The sequence below is a fragment of the Nocardia canadensis genome (assembly GCF_032656385.1).
GTDB classification, from domain to species: Bacteria; Actinomycetota; Actinomycetes; order Mycobacteriales; family Mycobacteriaceae; genus Nocardia; species Nocardia canadensis.
In genome coordinates this window covers 1,546,280-1,561,109 of sequence record NZ_JAVCWB010000010.1, presented here as the reverse complement: position 1 = coordinate 1,561,109, position 14,830 = coordinate 1,546,280, and the positions used below count along the sequence as shown (strand labels likewise).

Genomic DNA, 14,830 nt, shown 5'->3' with positions numbered 1-14,830 from the left:
CTAGTCGCGGCGTTCTTCGCCCCGCACAACGACAGTGGCCCCGAGGCAACAGCTTCGGGGCCACTCTCGCGCGTGGACCTACTTGGTGGTGGTGAAGGGCAGCAGCGCCATCTCGCGCGCGTTCTTCACCGCGACGGCGACCTGACGCTGCTGCTGCGGGGTCAGGCCGGTCACCCGGCGGCTGCGGATCTTGCCGCGATCGGAGATGAAGGTGCGCAGCAGGTTGACGTCTTTGTAGTCGACGACTTCGATGCCCGCGGCGATCAACGGGTTCTTCTTCGGCTTACGGCCCTGCTCGGCGCGTGCCTTCTTGGACGGTGCTCGCTTCACTGCCATGCGATGTTCCTTCTCACGAGATCAGTGGGTGTCTACCAGCTCGATTTGTGGACCCCAGGGAGCTCGCCCCGGTGGGCCATCTCGCGCACACGAACACGGGAGAGGCCGAACTTCCGGAGATGGCCGCGTGGCCGGCCATCGGCTGCATCCCGATTGCGCAATCGTACCGGACTGGCATCGCGGGGCTGGTTGCGCAGTTCGGCCTGCGCGGCGGCGCGCTCGGCGTCGCCGGTTCCCGGCTTGCGGATGAGCTCCTTGAGCTCGGCGCGCCGGGCGGCGTAGCGCTCGACGATCGCGCGGCGCTGCTCGTTGCGGGCGATCTTGGACTTCTTCGCCATATCTATCGGCTCCCTTCCCTGGGCCTACCTGGTTACGCTGCGCTGCCGCTTCCGGCCCCTGAGCTCAGGGGAGCGTCAGCGCTCCTCGCGGAAGTCGACGTGCTTGCGCACGACGGGGTCGTATTTGCGCAGGACCAGCCGGTCGGGGTCGTTGCGGCGGTTCTTGCGGGTGACGTAGGTGAAGCCGGTACCCGCGGTGGACTTGAGTTTGACGATGGGCCGGATATCGGTCGACTTCGAGGCCATGGGTGCTCCTAGATCTTGTCGCCCCGGGCACGGATGCGGGCCACCACGGCCTCGATCCCGTCCCGGTCGATGGTCTTGATGCCCTTGGCGGAGACCGTCAGCGTGATGCGGCGGCCCTCGCTGGGCAGGTAGTAGGTCTTGCGCTGGATGTTGGGGTTCCAGCGCCGGTTGGTGCGCCGGTGTGAATGCGAGACGGCTTTTCCGAAGCCGGGCTTGCGTCCGGTGACCTGGCAGTGGGCCGACATGCGACCTCCCTCCATGGAGATGACAACCATTTTCGACAACAGTTATTCCGCACTGTACCGTTGGGGTAACGTAAATGAAAATCATTATCGAAAGGGGTATCGGGTGCTGGACCAGTCCGACCGGAGAACGCCCGTCGTGCTGTTGGCCGGCTTCTCCGGACCTGCCATGACCGGCGTCGAGCACATCGCGGCGACACTGAGCGCGGACGCGGGCACCGTGGTGGTGCACCACGACCTCGCCGAGCTGCGCGAAGGCGTCGTGCGGCGCACGGTGCGCACCGCGGGCACCGTCACGACCACCGTGCTGGAACTCGCGCACGGCTGCGTCTCGTGCACGCTGCGCGCCGATCTGCTGCCGATGCTGTGCACGCTCGCCGCCCGCGCGCACGTGCGTCGCATCGTGCTCGCGCTCGACCCGGCCATCGAGGCCGAGGCGCTGTGCCACGCGATCGACACGGTCGAGGTGACCGGAGTGGCGGACCGGGTCGACGGTCCCGCGAGCCGCAACGTGCGGATCGAGGCCACCCTGACCTGCCTGGACGGACAGCAGTGGCTCGCCGACGCCACCGGCGACGAGGTGCTGGCCGACCGCGGGCTCGCCGCGGCCGACGACGAGCGCACCGTCGCGCAGGTGGCCGTCGGTCAGGTCGACTTCGCCGACGCGCTGGTGGTGCTGGCCACCGAGGTCGACGCGCTCGAGCGCGAACGGCTCGGCGCCGTCCTCGGCAGGCTGGCGCCCGCCGCGCCGGTCGCCTGGCTCGACGAACTCCCGGCCTTCGACGCGGTCGAGATCGGCGCGCTGCTGACCCGAATCCCGGCCGACGCGCGCCGCGGCCGGATCTTCGACGCTCACGCGCCGCTGCTGCGCGGTCAGCCGCCGCTGACCACCGACTGCGGCGTCTCGCTCATCGAGTTCGCCGCGCGCAGGCCGTTCCATCCGGGCCGCCTGCACGACGCGCTGGACGTGCTGTTCGACGGCGTGGTCACCGCGCGCGGCCGGGTCTGGCTGGCCACCCAGCCCGACCAGGTGGTGTGGCTGGAATCGGCGGGTGGTGGTCTGCGCGTGGGCGGCGCCGGTCGCTGGCTCGCGGCGATGGACGCCGAGGAACAGGCCGCGGCCGACCCCGACCGCCGGGCGATGGCCGCGCTGCGCTGGGACGAGCGGTTCGGCGATCGCGATGTGTCGCTGGTGATCCTGGCCCACGACGCCGACCCGGCCGAGATCCGGCACGCGCTGCACTGGGCGCTGGTCGAGGACGACGAGCTGCTGCTGGTCGACCGGGCGCCGGAACGAGTCGCGTTGTGGGAGGACCCCTTCGGCGACTGGCACGAAGACCCCTGCGCCGATCCGTCCGAGGCCGCGGCCACGGCGGGCGAGCGCACCGAGAGAGGAGAAACGTCATGAAAGCGGGTATCCACCCCGACTACCACCCGGTGGTCTTCGAGGATTCGAGCACCGGCAAGCGGTTCCTGACCCGGTCGACCTCGACCAGCGATCGCACCGTCGAGTGGACCGACGGCAACACCTATCCGCTGCTGATGGTCGACGTCACCTCGGATTCGCATCCGTTCTGGACCGGCACCCATCGCAACCTCGACACCCAGGGCCGGGTGGAGAAATTCGAGCGCAAGTACGGAAAGCGCTCGCGCGCGGGCAAGGAGGGCTGAGCCGTGGCCGTACCGAAGCGCAGGATGTCGCGGTCCAACACCCGCAGCAGGCGTTCGCAGTGGAAAGCCGCCGTTCCGCAGCTGGTTCCGGTCACCGTCGGGGGTGTCGAGTACCGGGTGCCGCGTCGTATCGTAGGGGCGGTGCGGAAGGGTCTGATCGACCCGTCGCGGATCTAGATCCGCCCGCACGGGGAGTTCGAGAGCTGGTTCGGAGGGGACAACCCGGATCGGGGATCGGACAACAGCAACGGCCTGCCGGGAAATATCCCGACAGGCCGTTGTCGGCCGCCGAGGATTCAGCCCTCGCGCTCGGCCAGTTCGGCCAGGGCCGCGGCGAGCTGGAAGAACTTGTTGCTGCCGAGATCGGCGATGGTCTTGATCTTCAGGGCCTCGAGCAGCTGCTTGTCGTGCGCCTCGGTCAGGCCGGCCAGGGCCGACGGCGGCGCGGCGAGGATTTCCTTCAGCGTCTTGTTCTCGTATGCCTTGTCGAGAACTTTGTCGAGCACCACGTTGACGGCCATGCGAACTCCTTCGAACGAACCTTGGATGTGCTGGGCGAGACGAATGCGCCCTGGCCGACGATAACCCGCTGAAGGCGCTGGTGGGGGCCGAACGCGCCGTCCGCGACCGGTTCTTCGACCGGTGCTGTCCAGGGGGCTTTCCGCGAGGTCGTTATGCCTGTTCAGCGCCCTATGGGCGGGTTCGGGGCAATCGCTCGGTTAATGATGTGACGCATGCCACTTGGCGTGAGCAGGGCTAACGGCTTGCCCGGCGATTGCTGACAGGCACATAACCGACTCTTGGTTTGTTTTGTGGCACAGGAAAATTCCCCAGCGACTGATGCGGAGTCCTTGGCGGGTATGTACTCTCGTGCGGGAGGGCGGGTTCTCCGGTTAAGGAGAACCCGCTCATCGCCACTTCAGGGGCGGTTTTCGGGCCGGATGTGGCTCGCCGCGAGGGATTTCGCGAGCGGGGCGCCGGTCCACAAATTTTCCGACAAACCGGACGTTAGCTGGTCACCGTGCGGTGACGGTGCGCGCCTCGCGCTGACGTTCGGCCGCGTCTCGCCGATCCGGCGCGATCAGCACCGCGGTGATGGGCACCGTCAGACCGAGCGCGCCGAGCACGAACATCGGGAACACCAGGTCGAACGGCGTGAGGCCGCCCGGCGTCCGGCTGCCCGGATCGATCGTGAACTCCAGTGCGGCGACCGCGGTGTAGTACACCGCGGCGACCCCGAGCGCGAACAGTGTCGAGGCCGCGACCCGCACCAGGACCAGCCGCACGACCTGGAAGGCCCACAGGGTCGCGATGCACAGCGCCATCGACGCCAGCACGGCGACGCCGATCAGGCCCAGCGACTCGTCCACGGTGCCCTGCACCGCGAGCGCGTCCAGGGTCAGGTAGGTCGACAGGCCGACACTGAGGCCCATCGTCAGCCCGCCGACGATCAGCCGCGGCAACTGCGGGGTCCGGCCCGCGATCAGCAGACCGGCCAGCACGCCGACGACCGCGGTGGCCGCCGCCGCCGCGCCGAGCGCGGCGTTGTACCGCAACGTGGTGTCGTGCACCGTGATGCCGAGCAGCGCCACCGAATTGGCCAGCCACAGTCCGACTCCGCCGAGCGAGACCGCCGCCATCGTCAGCCAGAGCAGGCGGAACCGCAGGGAGTACTTCGCGTGCCGCACACAGGCGAACGCCACCAGCGCGCCCAGGATCGACAGATCGAACGCGAGCCAGGCGATGCCGGTGCCGCGGCCGAACGTTTCCGCACCGGTCGCGGCGAGCACCTCAACCACGCCGGCCGGCCTCCTCGAACTGCTGCGGCTCGAGCTGCGCGATGGCGTACTCGGTGACCGCGGCCAGCGCCTGCCTGACCTCGACCGCGTTGCGCGCGTCGATGTCGACGATCGGGATGCCCTCGCGCACCGAGAGCGCTTCGCGCAGTTCGGCGATCGGGAAGCGCGGGGCATTCGGGAAGCGGTTCACCGCGATCAGGAACGGCAGGCCGCGCGCCTCGAAGAAGTCGACCGCGGCGAAACTGTCCTCCAGCCTGCGGGTGTCGATCAGCACCACCGCGCCGATGGCGCCGCGGATCAGGTCGTCCCACATGAACCAGAACCGCTTCTGGCCCGGGGTGCCGAACAGGTACAGCACCAGGTTGCCCGGCAGCACGATGCGGCCGAAGTCCATGGCGACGGTGGTCGTCTCCTTCTCCGGCGTCTCGGCGAGATCGTCGATCCCGTCGGAGAAGTGGGTCACCATCGCCTCGGTGCGCAGCGGAACGATCTCCGATACCGCACCGACGAAAGTCGTCTTACCCGCCCCGAATCCACCGGCCACGACGATCTTGGTCGACGCGACCCGCTGATCGGGGTTCGGGGGGCGCATGCCCTCAGAGGCCACGGAGTCCACGCAAAGTCCTCTCCATCAGTGATCGGCGTTCGTCATAGCTCGCCTGCTCGGTCAGCGTCGAATGCACTCGAAGAATCCCGCCGACTACGAGATCGCCGATCATCACCCGGACCATACCCAGTGGGCGTCCGAGGTATGCAGCTATTTCCGCGACCGAGAGCCGATGTGTGCCCAGTCGCATGATTTCGGTGCGCAGATCCCCTGCGGGCCATTCCATATGTGCGGTGTAGGAGACCGTTTCCACCACTGCCTCCAGCGGCAGCGAGATCGCGGGCTCGGTCCGGCCTGAGGTCAGAGCGTAGGGCCTGACCCGGGTCGTCGGCCGGTTTTCTGATCCGTACGGGCTCGACATCTCACCTCAGCCGGCGGAGCGGGCGGTGGCGGTGACCGCCGAGCCCACCCGGTCGACGAGCAACGCCATCTCGTAGCCGATGCGGCCGATGTCGTGGCTCTTGTTGGCCAGAACCGCCAGGTGCGAGCCGTTTCCGACACTCATCACCAGCAGGTACCCGCGCTGCATCTCGACGATCGATTGCATCACCTTGCCGCCGTCGAACAGATGCGCCGCACCCATCGATAGACTCGCCAACCCCGCCGTCACGGCGGCCAGCTGCTCGGCCCGATCCGACGGCAGGTGCGGGCTGGTCGCCTGCAGCAGGCCGTCCGCCGACACCAGCACCGCGTGCGAGACGCCGGGCACATCCCGGGTGAAGCGGGCGACCAGCCAATTCAGATTCTCGTCCGTGGGGTGCGCGTTGCTCATTCGAGGCCTCCGTCGTTGTACTGGATCTCGGCACGGCCACTGCGGACGCCGCTGAGATGTCTGGTCAAGTTGTTGCGGATCTCCTCGGGATCGCGAGCACCCGCCTCCTCGGCGGGGGCGAGACCGCCGGGGACCAACTGAGCGCCCGGTTTACGGATCGGCAGGCCACCGACGGTGCGCGACGATGTCGGTGGATTGCCCGCGCTGGCCGCTGCCGACCAGCCCGCGTCTCCGGGGGAACTCCATGATGCGCCGTTGCCGCCGGATTCGGCAGTGGCGGAAGCGGGTTCGACGAGCCATTCCGAGACCATCCGCTGATAGATGGGGGTCGGAGCCTCACCGGGCACCGGCTGCAGCCGGGTACTCGTGGTCGGCATCGGGTCCGCCTCGGCGACCGGCGCGGGCGCGGGCTCGGGCGTTCGTTCCGGCTCGGGCAGACGGGGCACCTGCCGCGTCTCGGTGAGTTCGCTGAGCGCGGAGGCGGGAACACGTTGCGGTAGTCCGATCGCCCTGGTCGCCGAGTCGCTCGCCGGGGCGGGCGCCGGGACCGGCAGATCGTCGGTGTCGTGCTCGTGCTCGGCCCACAGCCCGGTCGGCTCCTGGGGCTCGGGCTCGACGGGTTCGGGCGGCTGGCCGTTGAGCGGACGACGCTGCGGCAGTCCGGCACCGGTCAGCGGCACCGACGGCGGCTCGGCGTCCGCGCCGGGACCGAAGCCGGTCGGCACGAGCGGATTCGGGCCGGTCGGCACCAGCGGATTCGGGCCGGCCGGCACCGGCACCACGAGCGGCTGCGGGCCGGTCGGCGACAGGATCGGGTTGGGGCCGGTGATGTCGGCGGGGGTCAGCGCGTGCGGGCCGATGGCCGAGGGTGCCAGGGCGTGCGAGCCGGTCGACACGATCGGGTTGGGGCCGGTCGGCGGACCCGACACCGCGGGCGGCGGCGAGACCAGCGCGCTGGGCAGGTGCACGCTCGCGGTGATGCCCGGCTGCGGCGCCTGGGTGGAGGTGCGCCGCAGGCTGACGGTGATGGTGTGCCGCTTGGCGAGCCTGCCGACGACGAAAAGACCCATCCGGCGGGCGGTCTCGATGGTGACCTCACCACCGGAGGCGAGCCGGTCGTTGGTCGTCTGCAGGTCGTCGGCGGACATGCCGAGACCACGGTCGGTGATCTCGATCAGGTAGCCGCCGTCGACCGCGCGGCCGACGATGACCGCCACCGACGTACTCGGCGGGGAGTAGCGCAGCGCGTTGTCGATGAGCTCGGCGAGCAGATGCTCGATGTCGACCGCGGACTCACCGGCGACGACACCGTCGGGCACGTTGCCGATCTCGACCCGCTGGTAGTCCTCCACCTGGGAGACCGCGCTCCAGAGCATGTCCGACAGCGGCACCGGCGGCAGGTGACCGCGGCGCAGCACGGTACCGGCGAGCACGAGCAGGTTGTCGCCGTTGCGGCGCATGCGGGTGGCGAGGTGGTCGAGCCGGAACAGCGTCTGCAGGCGCGAGGGGTTGTCCTCGTCGTGCTCGAGTTCCTCGATGAGCGCGAGCTGCTGCTCGACCAGCGACTGGCTGCGCCGCGACAGCGTCTCGAACATGTTGCCGATCTGCAGCCGCAGCCGGGCCTGATCGGCGGCCAGATTCAGCGCCTGCTCGTGGATCTCGTCGACGGCGCGTGCGAGCTGGCCGATCTCGTCGGTGGAATGCACGCCCACCGGCGCGATCTCCGGGGTCGCGCCACCGCTGCGGACGACCGCGAGCTCGTCGGGCAGCTTCACGTGCGCGACCTCGAGCGCGTCCCGCCGCAGCCTGCGCACCGGGACGACCAGCGTGCGGGCCACCGCGAGGGCCAGCGCCAGGCCGGCCAGCAGCATGCCGAGCACCAGGGTGGTCTCGCGCAGCGCGCCGGTCTGGGCGTTGGCGGTGTTCGTCTCGAGTGTGTGATCGATGTTGTCGAGCAGGGTGGCCAGGCTCGACGCGTAGGTGTCGGCGCTGACCTGCAGGGTGTTGAGGACCGCGGCGTTGCTGGTCGGGTCGCCGCTGTTCTGGCTGAGCACGCTCATCCTGGTCTGGACGGCGTCCATCATCGCGGCCCTGCTGCCCGCCTTCTCCGGCATGATCATGGCGTAGGTCATGATCGTGGTCATCTCGGAGCCGAGCTCGACCAGCATCCGCGCCCGGGCGCTCTGGCTGCGGCCCGCGTCGGGGGAGACGACCAGCAGGCGCTGGTGGGTGAGGATCCGGCGCGCCTGGTGCAGCGCGGTCAGCTGCAGGAAGTAGCGCTGGACGACGAAGTCCTCGACGTTGGGGGTCTGGGCGAGCGCGTTGGCGATTCGCTCGGCGATCTCGTCGGACTGCTCACCGACCATCGCCGGGGAGCCGCCGCGCACGGTGTTGCGCAGGGTGGCGCCGGTCGCGGTGGCCGCGGTGAGCTCGGTCTGAATGGTCGGCGAGAGCCGGGCCGAGCGCATGGCGCTCTGTACCTCGGCCAGCGCCTGGTCGTAGGTGGTGAGCGCCGCGTCGGTCTGTGGGTCGGCGATCGCACCCCAGTTGGCCGTCGCCGCGACCGCGAGTTGTTCGGTGGCGGTGGCGAATTTGACGACGGGGCGGATGACGGTGGCTTGTTCGGTGGCGGCACTGAGCTGCGTCATCATTTGCAGCTCGTTGTTGATCCGGAGCACGGCGAACGTGGTCGCCAGCATCACCGGCAGCACCAGCACCACACCGACCTTGCGCGTAACCGACCAGTTCGACAGGCTGAATTGCCAGGAGCGCGATGCAGGTTCCATCCGCGTGCGTTGCCTCTGCTTCCACGTGAGACCCCGGCCCGCGCGGGGAGGTCGCGGAGCGATGCGAGCGCAGAACCAACTGGAGGTCTTCTTTTACCGCAGGAAAGATACCCGGCTGGGTGGTCAACGGCAATCCGGACCACACGGTCTGCAATTCGCCGAATATGCGCTGGCACATCGCGACCGCCACGCGGGGGCGTGCCCCTCTCAGTACGTTCTCAGTCGATCACGGCAAACTGAGCACATGCGCATTCTGGTAGTCGACGACGATCGCGCCGTGCGGGAATCACTGCGTCGGTCGCTGAGCTTCAACGGCTACACCGTCGACCTGGCGGTGGACGGCATGGACGCGTTGGAGAAAGTCACCGCGGCCAGGCCCGATGCCCTGGTTCTCGATGTGATGATGCCCAGACTGGACGGGCTCGAAGTGTGCCGCCGGCTGCGCAGCACCGGCGACGATCTGCCGATTCTGGTATTGACCGCCCGCGATTCGGTCTCCGAACGGGTGGCGGGCCTCGACGCGGGCGCCGACGATTATTTGCCGAAGCCTTTCGCGTTGGAGGAATTGCTGGCGCGTTTACGCGCGTTGCTGCGCAGGCGCGCACCCGACCCGGGCGAGGCATCGGAAGCGATGGTGTTCGCTGATCTGTCGCTGGATCCGGTGACCAGAGAGGTCTCGCGCGGCGAACGCGCCATCAGCCTCACCCGCACCGAGTTCTCCTTGCTCGAGATGTTGATGGCCAATCCCCGTCGCGTGCTCACCCGCGGCCGCATCCTCGAAGAGGTCTGGGGCTACGACTTTCCCACCTCGGGAAATGCGCTGGAGGTCTACATCGGCTATTTGCGGCGCAAGACCGAGGCCGACGGCGAGGAACGCTTGATCCACACGGTGCGCGGCGTCGGGTACGTGCTGCGCGAGACCCCTCCGTAGGCGGCCGCCATGGCACCCAAGGAACCCGCTGTCGCCGTCCTGCGACTCCCGCCGGACGCGGGGGAGATGCGCCCACCCATGCCGCTCACCCGCTCGGTGTCGCTGCGCTGGCGGGTGACGCTGCTGGCCGCCTCGGTGGTGCTGATCGCCGTCGCGGTCACCTCCATCGCGGCCTACGCGATGGTGGCGCGCGCGCTCTACGCCGACGTCGACGCCCAGCTCGAGGCCCGCGCGGCCACGATGATCAACAACAACTTCGAGACGCTGGGCTTCCAGTCGATCGTGCTGGCCGGGTTGTTCTCCAATGACGTCGGCGTCGCGCTGATCTACGCCGACCACAAGCCGTACATGCCGCCGCAGCAGACGATCCCGCCGGTCGGCGCGCAGGAGCTCGCGGTCGCCGACGGCAAGATCAACTCGTCGCTGCGCACCGTCGGTGACCAGCGCGTACTCGCCGCGCGCACGCACAGCGGCGCGACGCTGATCATCTCCCAGAAGCTCTACCGCACCCGGGAGGTGCTCGACCGGCTGGCGTGGCTGCTGTTCGTCGTCGGCGCCTGCGGCGTCGTGCTCGCCGCCGCGGCGGGCACCGCGGTGGGCCGCACCGGCCTGCGCCCGATCGCCCGGCTGACCGCCGCGACCGAGCGGGTCGCCCGCACCGACGACCTCACCCCGATCCCGGTCACCGGTGACGACGAACTGGCCAGGCTCACCGAGAGTTTCAACACGATGCTGCGGGCGCTGGCCGAATCCCGGGATCGTCAGCGCAGGCTCGTCGCCGACGCCGGCCACGAATTGCGCACTCCGCTCACCTCGCTGCGCACCAATATGGAGCTGCTCATCGCCTCGGGCAGGCCGGGCGCGCCCCGGCTGCCCGACGAGGACATGGCCGAGCTGCGCGCGGACGTGGTCGCCCAGATCGAGGAGCTCTCGACGCTGGTCGGCGACCTGGTCGACCTGGCCCGCGAGGACGCGCCCGAAACCGTCTACGAGCGGGTGGATCTCGGCGAGGTGGCCGAGCGCGCGCTCGAGCGTGCGCGGCGCAGGCGCACCGGCATCACCTTCACCGCCGAACTGCGCCCGTGGTTCGTCTACGGGCACGAGGCGGGCCTGGAACGCGCCGTGCTCAACGTGCTCGACAACGCGGCCAAGTGGAGTCCCGGCGACGCCGAGGTCAGGATCACCATGCGCCCGGCCGGACCCGGGCTGCTCGAACTGGCCGTCGCCGACGCCGGTCCCGGCATCCCCAGCGGCGAACGCGAGCTGGTGTTCGAGCGCTTCTACCGGACCACGGCCTCGCGCTCGATGCCGGGATCCGGGCTGGGCCTGGCGATCGTCAAGCAGGTGGTCACCAAGCACGGTGGCACGATCGCGATCGACACCTCCGACCGCGGCGGCGCCCTGGTCCGGATCGTGTTGCCCGGTGAGGCCCCCGCGATCCCGGACGAAGCCGAGCCCGGCTCGGTGTGATCGGCCGCGGAGTCTCGGCGAACTGACGGGGCGATCTCAGCCGCCTCTCAGTACCCGTCACGAAGCTGGACAGCAAGCGTGAGGAGACAGACACCATGACCGACGATCCCCAGCAGCGACCTGCTGACCAGCCCGCCGACCCCGGACCGGGCAGCGCGGATCATCCCGCCGAGGCGAGGTTCCCGGGCCAGGGCCCGGCGCCTGCGGACCAGGGGCCCGCGGCCGGCGCACCGTATCCGGGGCAGCAGGCGCCGTACCCCGGCCCCGCCCAGCCCGCCGGCCCGGCACCGGCCTCCGGCCAAGCACAGTCCGGCGGCGGCCATCCCTACGGCCCGGTGCCGCCCCACGCTCCCGAGCAGCCGTACGGCGCCGCGCCCTCCCACAGCGCCGAGCAGCCGTACGGCGCGGCACAGCCGCCCTACGGGTCGGCCGAGTCGCACGGCACGGCACCGCTGCCGGGCGTGTCCGCTTTCGGCGCGCCGCAAGGCCACCAGGCGCCGGGGCAGCCGCCGTTCGGCACGCAGTCCGGCCCGTTCGCCGCCGCGCCTGCGCAGGCGCCGCAGCGCAAGCCGCTGCGGCTCGGACTCGTCGCGGGGGCGACGGCGTTGGCGCTGGTCAGCGGCGGTGTCGGCGGTGTGGTCGGCGTGCTGGCCACCGGCTCGGACCGAGCGCCGGTGACCAACGCGCTCGACGCTCCCAAACCCGCGGTCAACAACGTCGCCAACGCCCCCGCGGGCTCCACCCAGGCGGTAGCTCAGCGAGTGCTGCCCAGCGTCGTGATGATCAAAGTCGCCGGGGCGCGCGCCTCCGGGGAGGGCTCGGGCGTCGTGTTGTCCACCGACGGCCTGATCCTCACCAACAACCACGTCGCCGCCGGCGCGGGCGCCTCGGCGAAGATGGAGGTGGTGTTCAGCGACGGCAGCACCGCGCCCGCCACCATGATCGGCGCCGATCCGGTCTCGGATCTGGCCGTCATCAAGGTCAGCGGCAAGAGCGGGCTGACCCCGATCGAACTGGGCACTTCCGACGGCCTCGCGGTCGGTCAGCCGGTGATCGCGATCGGCTCGCCGCTGGGTCTGGCGGGCACCGTCACCACCGGCATCGTCTCCGCGCTCAACCGCCCGGTCTCGACCAGCGGTGAGGGCACCCCCAGCCAGGTCAACCCGGTGATCGACGCGATCCAGACCGACGCGGCGATCAACCCGGGCAACTCCGGCGGCGCGCTGGTCGACGGTCAGGGCAAGCTGATCGGCATCAACACCGCCATCGCCAGCCTCGGCGGCGAGGCCGCGGGCGGCGCGCAGAGCGGATCGATCGGCCTCGGCTTCGCGATCCCGGTGGATCAGGCCCGCCGGGTCGCCGACGAACTGATCAAGACCGGCCACGCCACCTACGCCCAGATCGGCATCAAGCTGCGGCCGCAGGACACCGCGGCCCGGGTACTCGAGGTCACCCCGGACGGCCCGGCCGCCAAGGCGGGCGTGCCCGCGGGCGCGGTCGTCACCCGGCTCGACGATCGGCCGATCGACTCCGGCGACGCGCTGATCGCGGCGGTGCGCTCGCATCAGCCGGGCGACAAGGTCGAGCTCACCTACACCGACGAGCAGGGTGGCAACGCCAAGACGGTCGAGGTCACCCTCACCGGCGCGGCGGCGGAGGGTGGCCGATGATGCGTTCGAACGCGGCGCTGTCGTGCGTAGGCGCTACGGTGATGAGCATGGACATCGATGCTCCCGTGGCAGGGCGTGCACTGGTTGTTGTCGTCGACGATCGGACGGCGCATGGCGGCGTGGATTCGTTCGGCCCGCTCGTCACCGAACTGCTCAGCGAGGCCGGCTTCCTCGTCGACGCCTCGGTGACGGTGCAGGCGGAAGAGGTCGAGATCCGCAACGCGCTCAATACCGCGGTGATCGGCGGCGTCGACCTGGTGATCTCGGTCGGTGGCACCGGTATGTCGCCGCGCGATGTCACCCCCGAGGCCACCGCGCAGGTGCTCGACCGGGAACTGCCCGGCATCACCGAGGCACTGCGGGCCTCGGGCCGGGTGGCGGGTTCGCTGGACGCTGGGCTGTCGCGCGGTGTCGCGGGCATCTCCGGCAGCACCCTGGTCGTGAACCTGCCGGGTACCCGCTCCGCCATCCGCGACGGCATGGCGACGCTGGGTCCGCTCGCGAGCCGGGTGATCGACGAGCTCTCCGGTTTGGACGAGTGAGGACACGATGACGTCGTCGGACAGCACGTCGCCGCAGGACCAGGAGGCCCTCCGCCGCAAGGCCGCCGAGGCCGCGCGTTTGGCCCGCATCTTCGGTGACGTGCTGCCCGAAACCACCGGCGACGAGCGCGGCGGGCGTTCGGATAACGACGAATGGTTACGTTCGCAGGTGCCACCGCACCACGGGTGACCGTACCGTTATCTACGTAGCCGCTACGTAATAGGCGCTCACCGAAATGTCGTTTTCGGTGTGATTGCGAACAGGTGACAATTCCCCGGGACCACGCGAAAGCGTGGTCCTTTGTCGTATGAGTGTTCGAAACTCGCCAGTAACCACTTCTGGTCCACCCCCGTTGACGCGCGGGATCTCGGATGCATTTATGCACTTCAAAGCATGTGACCATGTGTGGAACTGTGCTGGGTGTCACAATGAAATTTACGAACTCTTTCGTTGCCGGAACGACGGCGCAGCGTTTAATGTTCGCCATCGAGCCATCAACTATTGGTCCCCGCAGTACCCCACTTCTGTGCGTTGAACCACCCGGTGGAACCCTGGCTCGGGTTCGCCACACCGGCCCCGGCCGTATCGTCGAAATAACAGTTGGTTACGTAACGGCAACAAAGGGGCGACACACTGAGCTGGGCCTGTGAGGTCCACCCGTCCGGTCTCGAAAGTCGAGATCGGCTGTTAGACACTGATGAGGGGAAGTATGAGCGAGAACCGCACCACCGGTGTGCGCCGCGGCGCCCGTGCCGCGGGCGTCGGCGCTGCCGCGGCCGCCGTGGCTTTCGGCCTGCTGTCGACCGGTGCCGCCAACGCCGACACCTTCGTGCCGTTGCCGGACGGCCAGAAGGTGAGCCCTGCCGGCGTGACCATCACCCGCACGGGTGAGCACGCTTTGATCTCGCCGTCGCTGGCCGCCAACGGCGCGGGACGCGTCGTCTGGGTCTCCGGCACCGCGCTGGCCGAGGTCGCCGACACCCCCGAGGGCGAGGTCGGCCCCTGGAACGGCCCGTCGGGCCGCCCCGGTTCCAACAACTCCTCCACCCACGGCACCTCCCAGCTGAACACCGGCTACATCGTCGGTTGCCAGGTGAGCATCGCCGACGACGCGATCGGCGCCGGCGTCTCCGGCGGTCTGAGCACCGGTGGCGTGAGCGCCGGCGGCTCGATCGGCGTCAACCTGGGCCCGGGCGAGGTCAAGTTCGTGCAGATCAGCTCGAAGGACATCCAGAAGGCCGGCACCTACGCGATCGATTACCAGGACGCGGAGATCGAGATCCAGGGCTGCGCCGGCTACGCGCAGGCCCGGGCGTACACCGTGGTCGAGATCATCGGTGACAACTACTCGAAGACCACCCTGTACGGCATGCCGTTCAGCATCGGCTGACGTCTTTCGAACCGGCACGAATCTTCTTC

At 69.4% G+C, this 14,830-nt stretch carries 19 protein-coding genes; 9 read left to right on the top strand and 10 right to left on the bottom strand.

Annotated features, from left to right (window positions below; all coding sequences use genetic code 11):
• Positions 1–78: 78 nt before the first annotated feature.
• The 4 genes from rpsR to rpmB form a co-directional block, all read right to left on the bottom strand.
• On the bottom strand, positions 79–336 hold the full coding sequence (gene rpsR, locus Q7X29_RS30540) for a 30S ribosomal protein S18 (RefSeq protein ID WP_189025862.1): 258 nt from the start codon (positions 334–336) through the stop codon (positions 79–81).
• 32 nt (positions 337–368) lie between these two features.
• The gene (gene rpsN, locus Q7X29_RS30535) at positions 369–674 is read right to left on the bottom strand and encodes a 30S ribosomal protein S14 (protein ID WP_189025864.1); all 306 of its coding nucleotides are present in this window, start codon (positions 672–674) and stop codon (positions 369–371) included.
• A gap of 75 nt (positions 675–749) precedes the next feature.
• The gene (gene rpmG / locus Q7X29_RS30530; RefSeq protein WP_068914580.1) at positions 750–920 is read right to left on the bottom strand and encodes a 50S ribosomal protein L33; all 171 of its coding nucleotides are present in this window, start codon (positions 918–920) and stop codon (positions 750–752) included.
• Positions 921–928: 8 nt separating this feature from the next.
• Positions 929–1,165: a 50S ribosomal protein L28 gene (gene rpmB, locus Q7X29_RS30525; protein WP_019049258.1), complete on the bottom strand. Its 237-nt coding sequence runs from the start codon at positions 1,163–1,165 to the stop codon at positions 929–931.
• A gap of 103 nt (positions 1,166–1,268) precedes the next feature.
• On the opposite strand from rpmB, the gene mrf reads away from it, so the two are divergent.
• From mrf to rpmF, 3 genes are read left to right on the top strand one after another with little or no spacing between them, the layout of a single operon-like run.
• On the top strand, positions 1,269–2,570 hold the full coding sequence (gene mrf, locus Q7X29_RS30520; RefSeq protein WP_218717098.1) for a ribosome hibernation factor-recruiting GTPase MRF: 1,302 nt from the start codon (positions 1,269–1,271) through the stop codon (positions 2,568–2,570).
• Positions 2,567–2,833, top strand: coding sequence for a type B 50S ribosomal protein L31 (locus Q7X29_RS30515; RefSeq protein WP_218717097.1), 267 nt, complete (start codon positions 2,567–2,569; stop codon positions 2,831–2,833). The genes mrf and Q7X29_RS30515 overlap by 4 nt, the downstream gene beginning before the upstream one ends.
• Positions 2,834–2,836: 3 nt before the next feature.
• Positions 2,837–3,010 (top strand): 50S ribosomal protein L32, encoded by a 174-nt coding sequence (gene rpmF, locus Q7X29_RS30510; protein WP_316576100.1) that lies wholly within the window; start codon positions 2,837–2,839, stop codon positions 3,008–3,010.
• A 119-nt stretch (positions 3,011–3,129) separates the two neighbouring features.
• On the opposite strand, the gene Q7X29_RS30505 is transcribed toward rpmF, so the two are convergent.
• From Q7X29_RS30505 to Q7X29_RS30480, 6 genes are all read right to left on the bottom strand, one after another.
• On the bottom strand, positions 3,130–3,354 hold the full coding sequence (locus Q7X29_RS30505; RefSeq protein WP_218717095.1) for a hypothetical protein: 225 nt from the start codon (positions 3,352–3,354) through the stop codon (positions 3,130–3,132).
• A 495-nt stretch (positions 3,355–3,849) separates the two neighbouring features.
• The gene (locus Q7X29_RS30500) at positions 3,850–4,632 is read right to left on the bottom strand and encodes an MHYT domain-containing protein (RefSeq protein ID WP_316576099.1); all 783 of its coding nucleotides are present in this window, start codon (positions 4,630–4,632) and stop codon (positions 3,850–3,852) included.
• On the bottom strand, positions 4,625–5,224 hold the full coding sequence (locus Q7X29_RS30495; protein WP_218717093.1) for a GTP-binding protein: 600 nt from the start codon (positions 5,222–5,224) through the stop codon (positions 4,625–4,627). The genes Q7X29_RS30500 and Q7X29_RS30495 overlap by 8 nt, the downstream gene beginning before the upstream one ends.
• Positions 5,225–5,228: 4 nt before the next feature.
• Entirely contained in the window at positions 5,229–5,600 is a 372-nt protein-coding gene (locus Q7X29_RS30490) for a DUF742 domain-containing protein (RefSeq protein ID WP_218717092.1), read from the bottom strand.
• Positions 5,601–5,606: 6 nt separating this feature from the next.
• Positions 5,607–6,011 (bottom strand): roadblock/LC7 domain-containing protein, encoded by a 405-nt coding sequence (locus tag Q7X29_RS30485; RefSeq protein WP_019049250.1) that lies wholly within the window; start codon positions 6,009–6,011, stop codon positions 5,607–5,609.
• The gene (locus Q7X29_RS30480; RefSeq protein ID WP_316576098.1) at positions 6,008–8,797 is read right to left on the bottom strand and encodes a sensor histidine kinase; all 2,790 of its coding nucleotides are present in this window, start codon (positions 8,795–8,797) and stop codon (positions 6,008–6,010) included. Before Q7X29_RS30480 ends, Q7X29_RS30485 begins: the two co-directional genes overlap by 4 nt.
• A 244-nt stretch (positions 8,798–9,041) precedes the next feature.
• On the opposite strand from Q7X29_RS30480, the gene Q7X29_RS30475 reads away from it, so the two are divergent.
• From Q7X29_RS30475 to Q7X29_RS30450, 6 genes are all read left to right on the top strand, one after another.
• The gene (locus tag Q7X29_RS30475) at positions 9,042–9,728 is read left to right on the top strand and encodes a response regulator transcription factor (protein WP_189025881.1); all 687 of its coding nucleotides are present in this window, start codon (positions 9,042–9,044) and stop codon (positions 9,726–9,728) included.
• Between the two features lie 9 nt (positions 9,729–9,737).
• On the top strand, positions 9,738–11,198 hold the full coding sequence (locus Q7X29_RS30470) for a sensor histidine kinase (protein ID WP_218717090.1): 1,461 nt from the start codon (positions 9,738–9,740) through the stop codon (positions 11,196–11,198).
• Between the two features lie 95 nt (positions 11,199–11,293).
• The gene (locus Q7X29_RS30465) at positions 11,294–12,868 is read left to right on the top strand and encodes a S1C family serine protease (RefSeq protein WP_316576097.1); all 1,575 of its coding nucleotides are present in this window, start codon (positions 11,294–11,296) and stop codon (positions 12,866–12,868) included.
• Positions 12,868–13,410, top strand: a complete 543-nt coding sequence (locus Q7X29_RS30460; protein WP_218721718.1) for a MogA/MoaB family molybdenum cofactor biosynthesis protein — start codon at positions 12,868–12,870, stop codon at positions 13,408–13,410. Before Q7X29_RS30465 ends, Q7X29_RS30460 begins: the two co-directional genes overlap by 1 nt.
• A 7-nt stretch (positions 13,411–13,417) precedes the next feature.
• Complete coding sequence (locus Q7X29_RS30455) at positions 13,418–13,600, top strand: hypothetical protein (RefSeq protein WP_218721720.1); 183 nt, start codon at positions 13,418–13,420, stop codon at positions 13,598–13,600.
• 520 nt (positions 13,601–14,120) lie between these two features.
• Positions 14,121–14,801 (top strand): MspA family porin, encoded by a 681-nt coding sequence (locus Q7X29_RS30450; RefSeq protein WP_218721722.1) that lies wholly within the window; start codon positions 14,121–14,123, stop codon positions 14,799–14,801.
• Positions 14,802–14,830 lie beyond the last annotated feature (29 nt).

What these genes read in the sequence shown, in the direction of transcription:
- rpsR (WP_189025862.1), bottom strand. Translation starts at nt 336, where the DNA reads ATGGCAGTGAAGCGAGCACCGTCCAAGAAGGCACGCGCCGAGCAGGGC.
- rpsN (WP_189025864.1), bottom strand. Translation starts at nt 674, where the DNA reads ATGGCGAAGAAGTCCAAGATCGCCCGCAACGAGCAGCGCCGCGCGATC.
- rpmG (WP_068914580.1), bottom strand. Translation starts at nt 920, where the DNA reads ATGGCCTCGAAGTCGACCGATATCCGGCCCATCGTCAAACTCAAGTCC.
- rpmB (WP_019049258.1), bottom strand. Translation starts at nt 1,165, where the DNA reads ATGTCGGCCCACTGCCAGGTCACCGGACGCAAGCCCGGCTTCGGAAAA.
- Q7X29_RS30515 (WP_218717097.1), top strand. Translation starts at nt 2,567, where the DNA reads ATGAAAGCGGGTATCCACCCCGACTACCACCCGGTGGTCTTCGAGGAT.
- Q7X29_RS30505 (WP_218717095.1), bottom strand. Translation starts at nt 3,354, where the DNA reads ATGGCCGTCAACGTGGTGCTCGACAAAGTTCTCGACAAGGCATACGAG.
- Q7X29_RS30495 (WP_218717093.1), bottom strand. Translation starts at nt 5,224, where the DNA reads ATGCGCCCCCCGAACCCCGATCAGCGGGTCGCGTCGACCAAGATCGTC.
- Q7X29_RS30490 (WP_218717092.1), bottom strand. Translation starts at nt 5,600, where the DNA reads ATGTCGAGCCCGTACGGATCAGAAAACCGGCCGACGACCCGGGTCAGG.
- Q7X29_RS30485 (WP_019049250.1), bottom strand. Translation starts at nt 6,011, where the DNA reads ATGAGCAACGCGCACCCCACGGACGAGAATCTGAATTGGCTGGTCGCC.
- Q7X29_RS30480 (WP_316576098.1), bottom strand. Translation starts at nt 8,797, where the DNA reads ATGGAACCTGCATCGCGCTCCTGGCAATTCAGCCTGTCGAACTGGTCG.
- Q7X29_RS30475 (WP_189025881.1), top strand. Translation starts at nt 9,042, where the DNA reads ATGCGCATTCTGGTAGTCGACGACGATCGCGCCGTGCGGGAATCACTG.
- Q7X29_RS30470 (WP_218717090.1), top strand. Translation starts at nt 9,738, where the DNA reads ATGGCACCCAAGGAACCCGCTGTCGCCGTCCTGCGACTCCCGCCGGAC.
- Q7X29_RS30465 (WP_316576097.1), top strand. Translation starts at nt 11,294, where the DNA reads ATGACCGACGATCCCCAGCAGCGACCTGCTGACCAGCCCGCCGACCCC.
- Q7X29_RS30460 (WP_218721718.1), top strand. Translation starts at nt 12,868, where the DNA reads ATGCGTTCGAACGCGGCGCTGTCGTGCGTAGGCGCTACGGTGATGAGC.
- Q7X29_RS30455 (WP_218721720.1), top strand. Translation starts at nt 13,418, where the DNA reads ATGACGTCGTCGGACAGCACGTCGCCGCAGGACCAGGAGGCCCTCCGC.
- Q7X29_RS30450 (WP_218721722.1), top strand. Translation starts at nt 14,121, where the DNA reads ATGAGCGAGAACCGCACCACCGGTGTGCGCCGCGGCGCCCGTGCCGCG.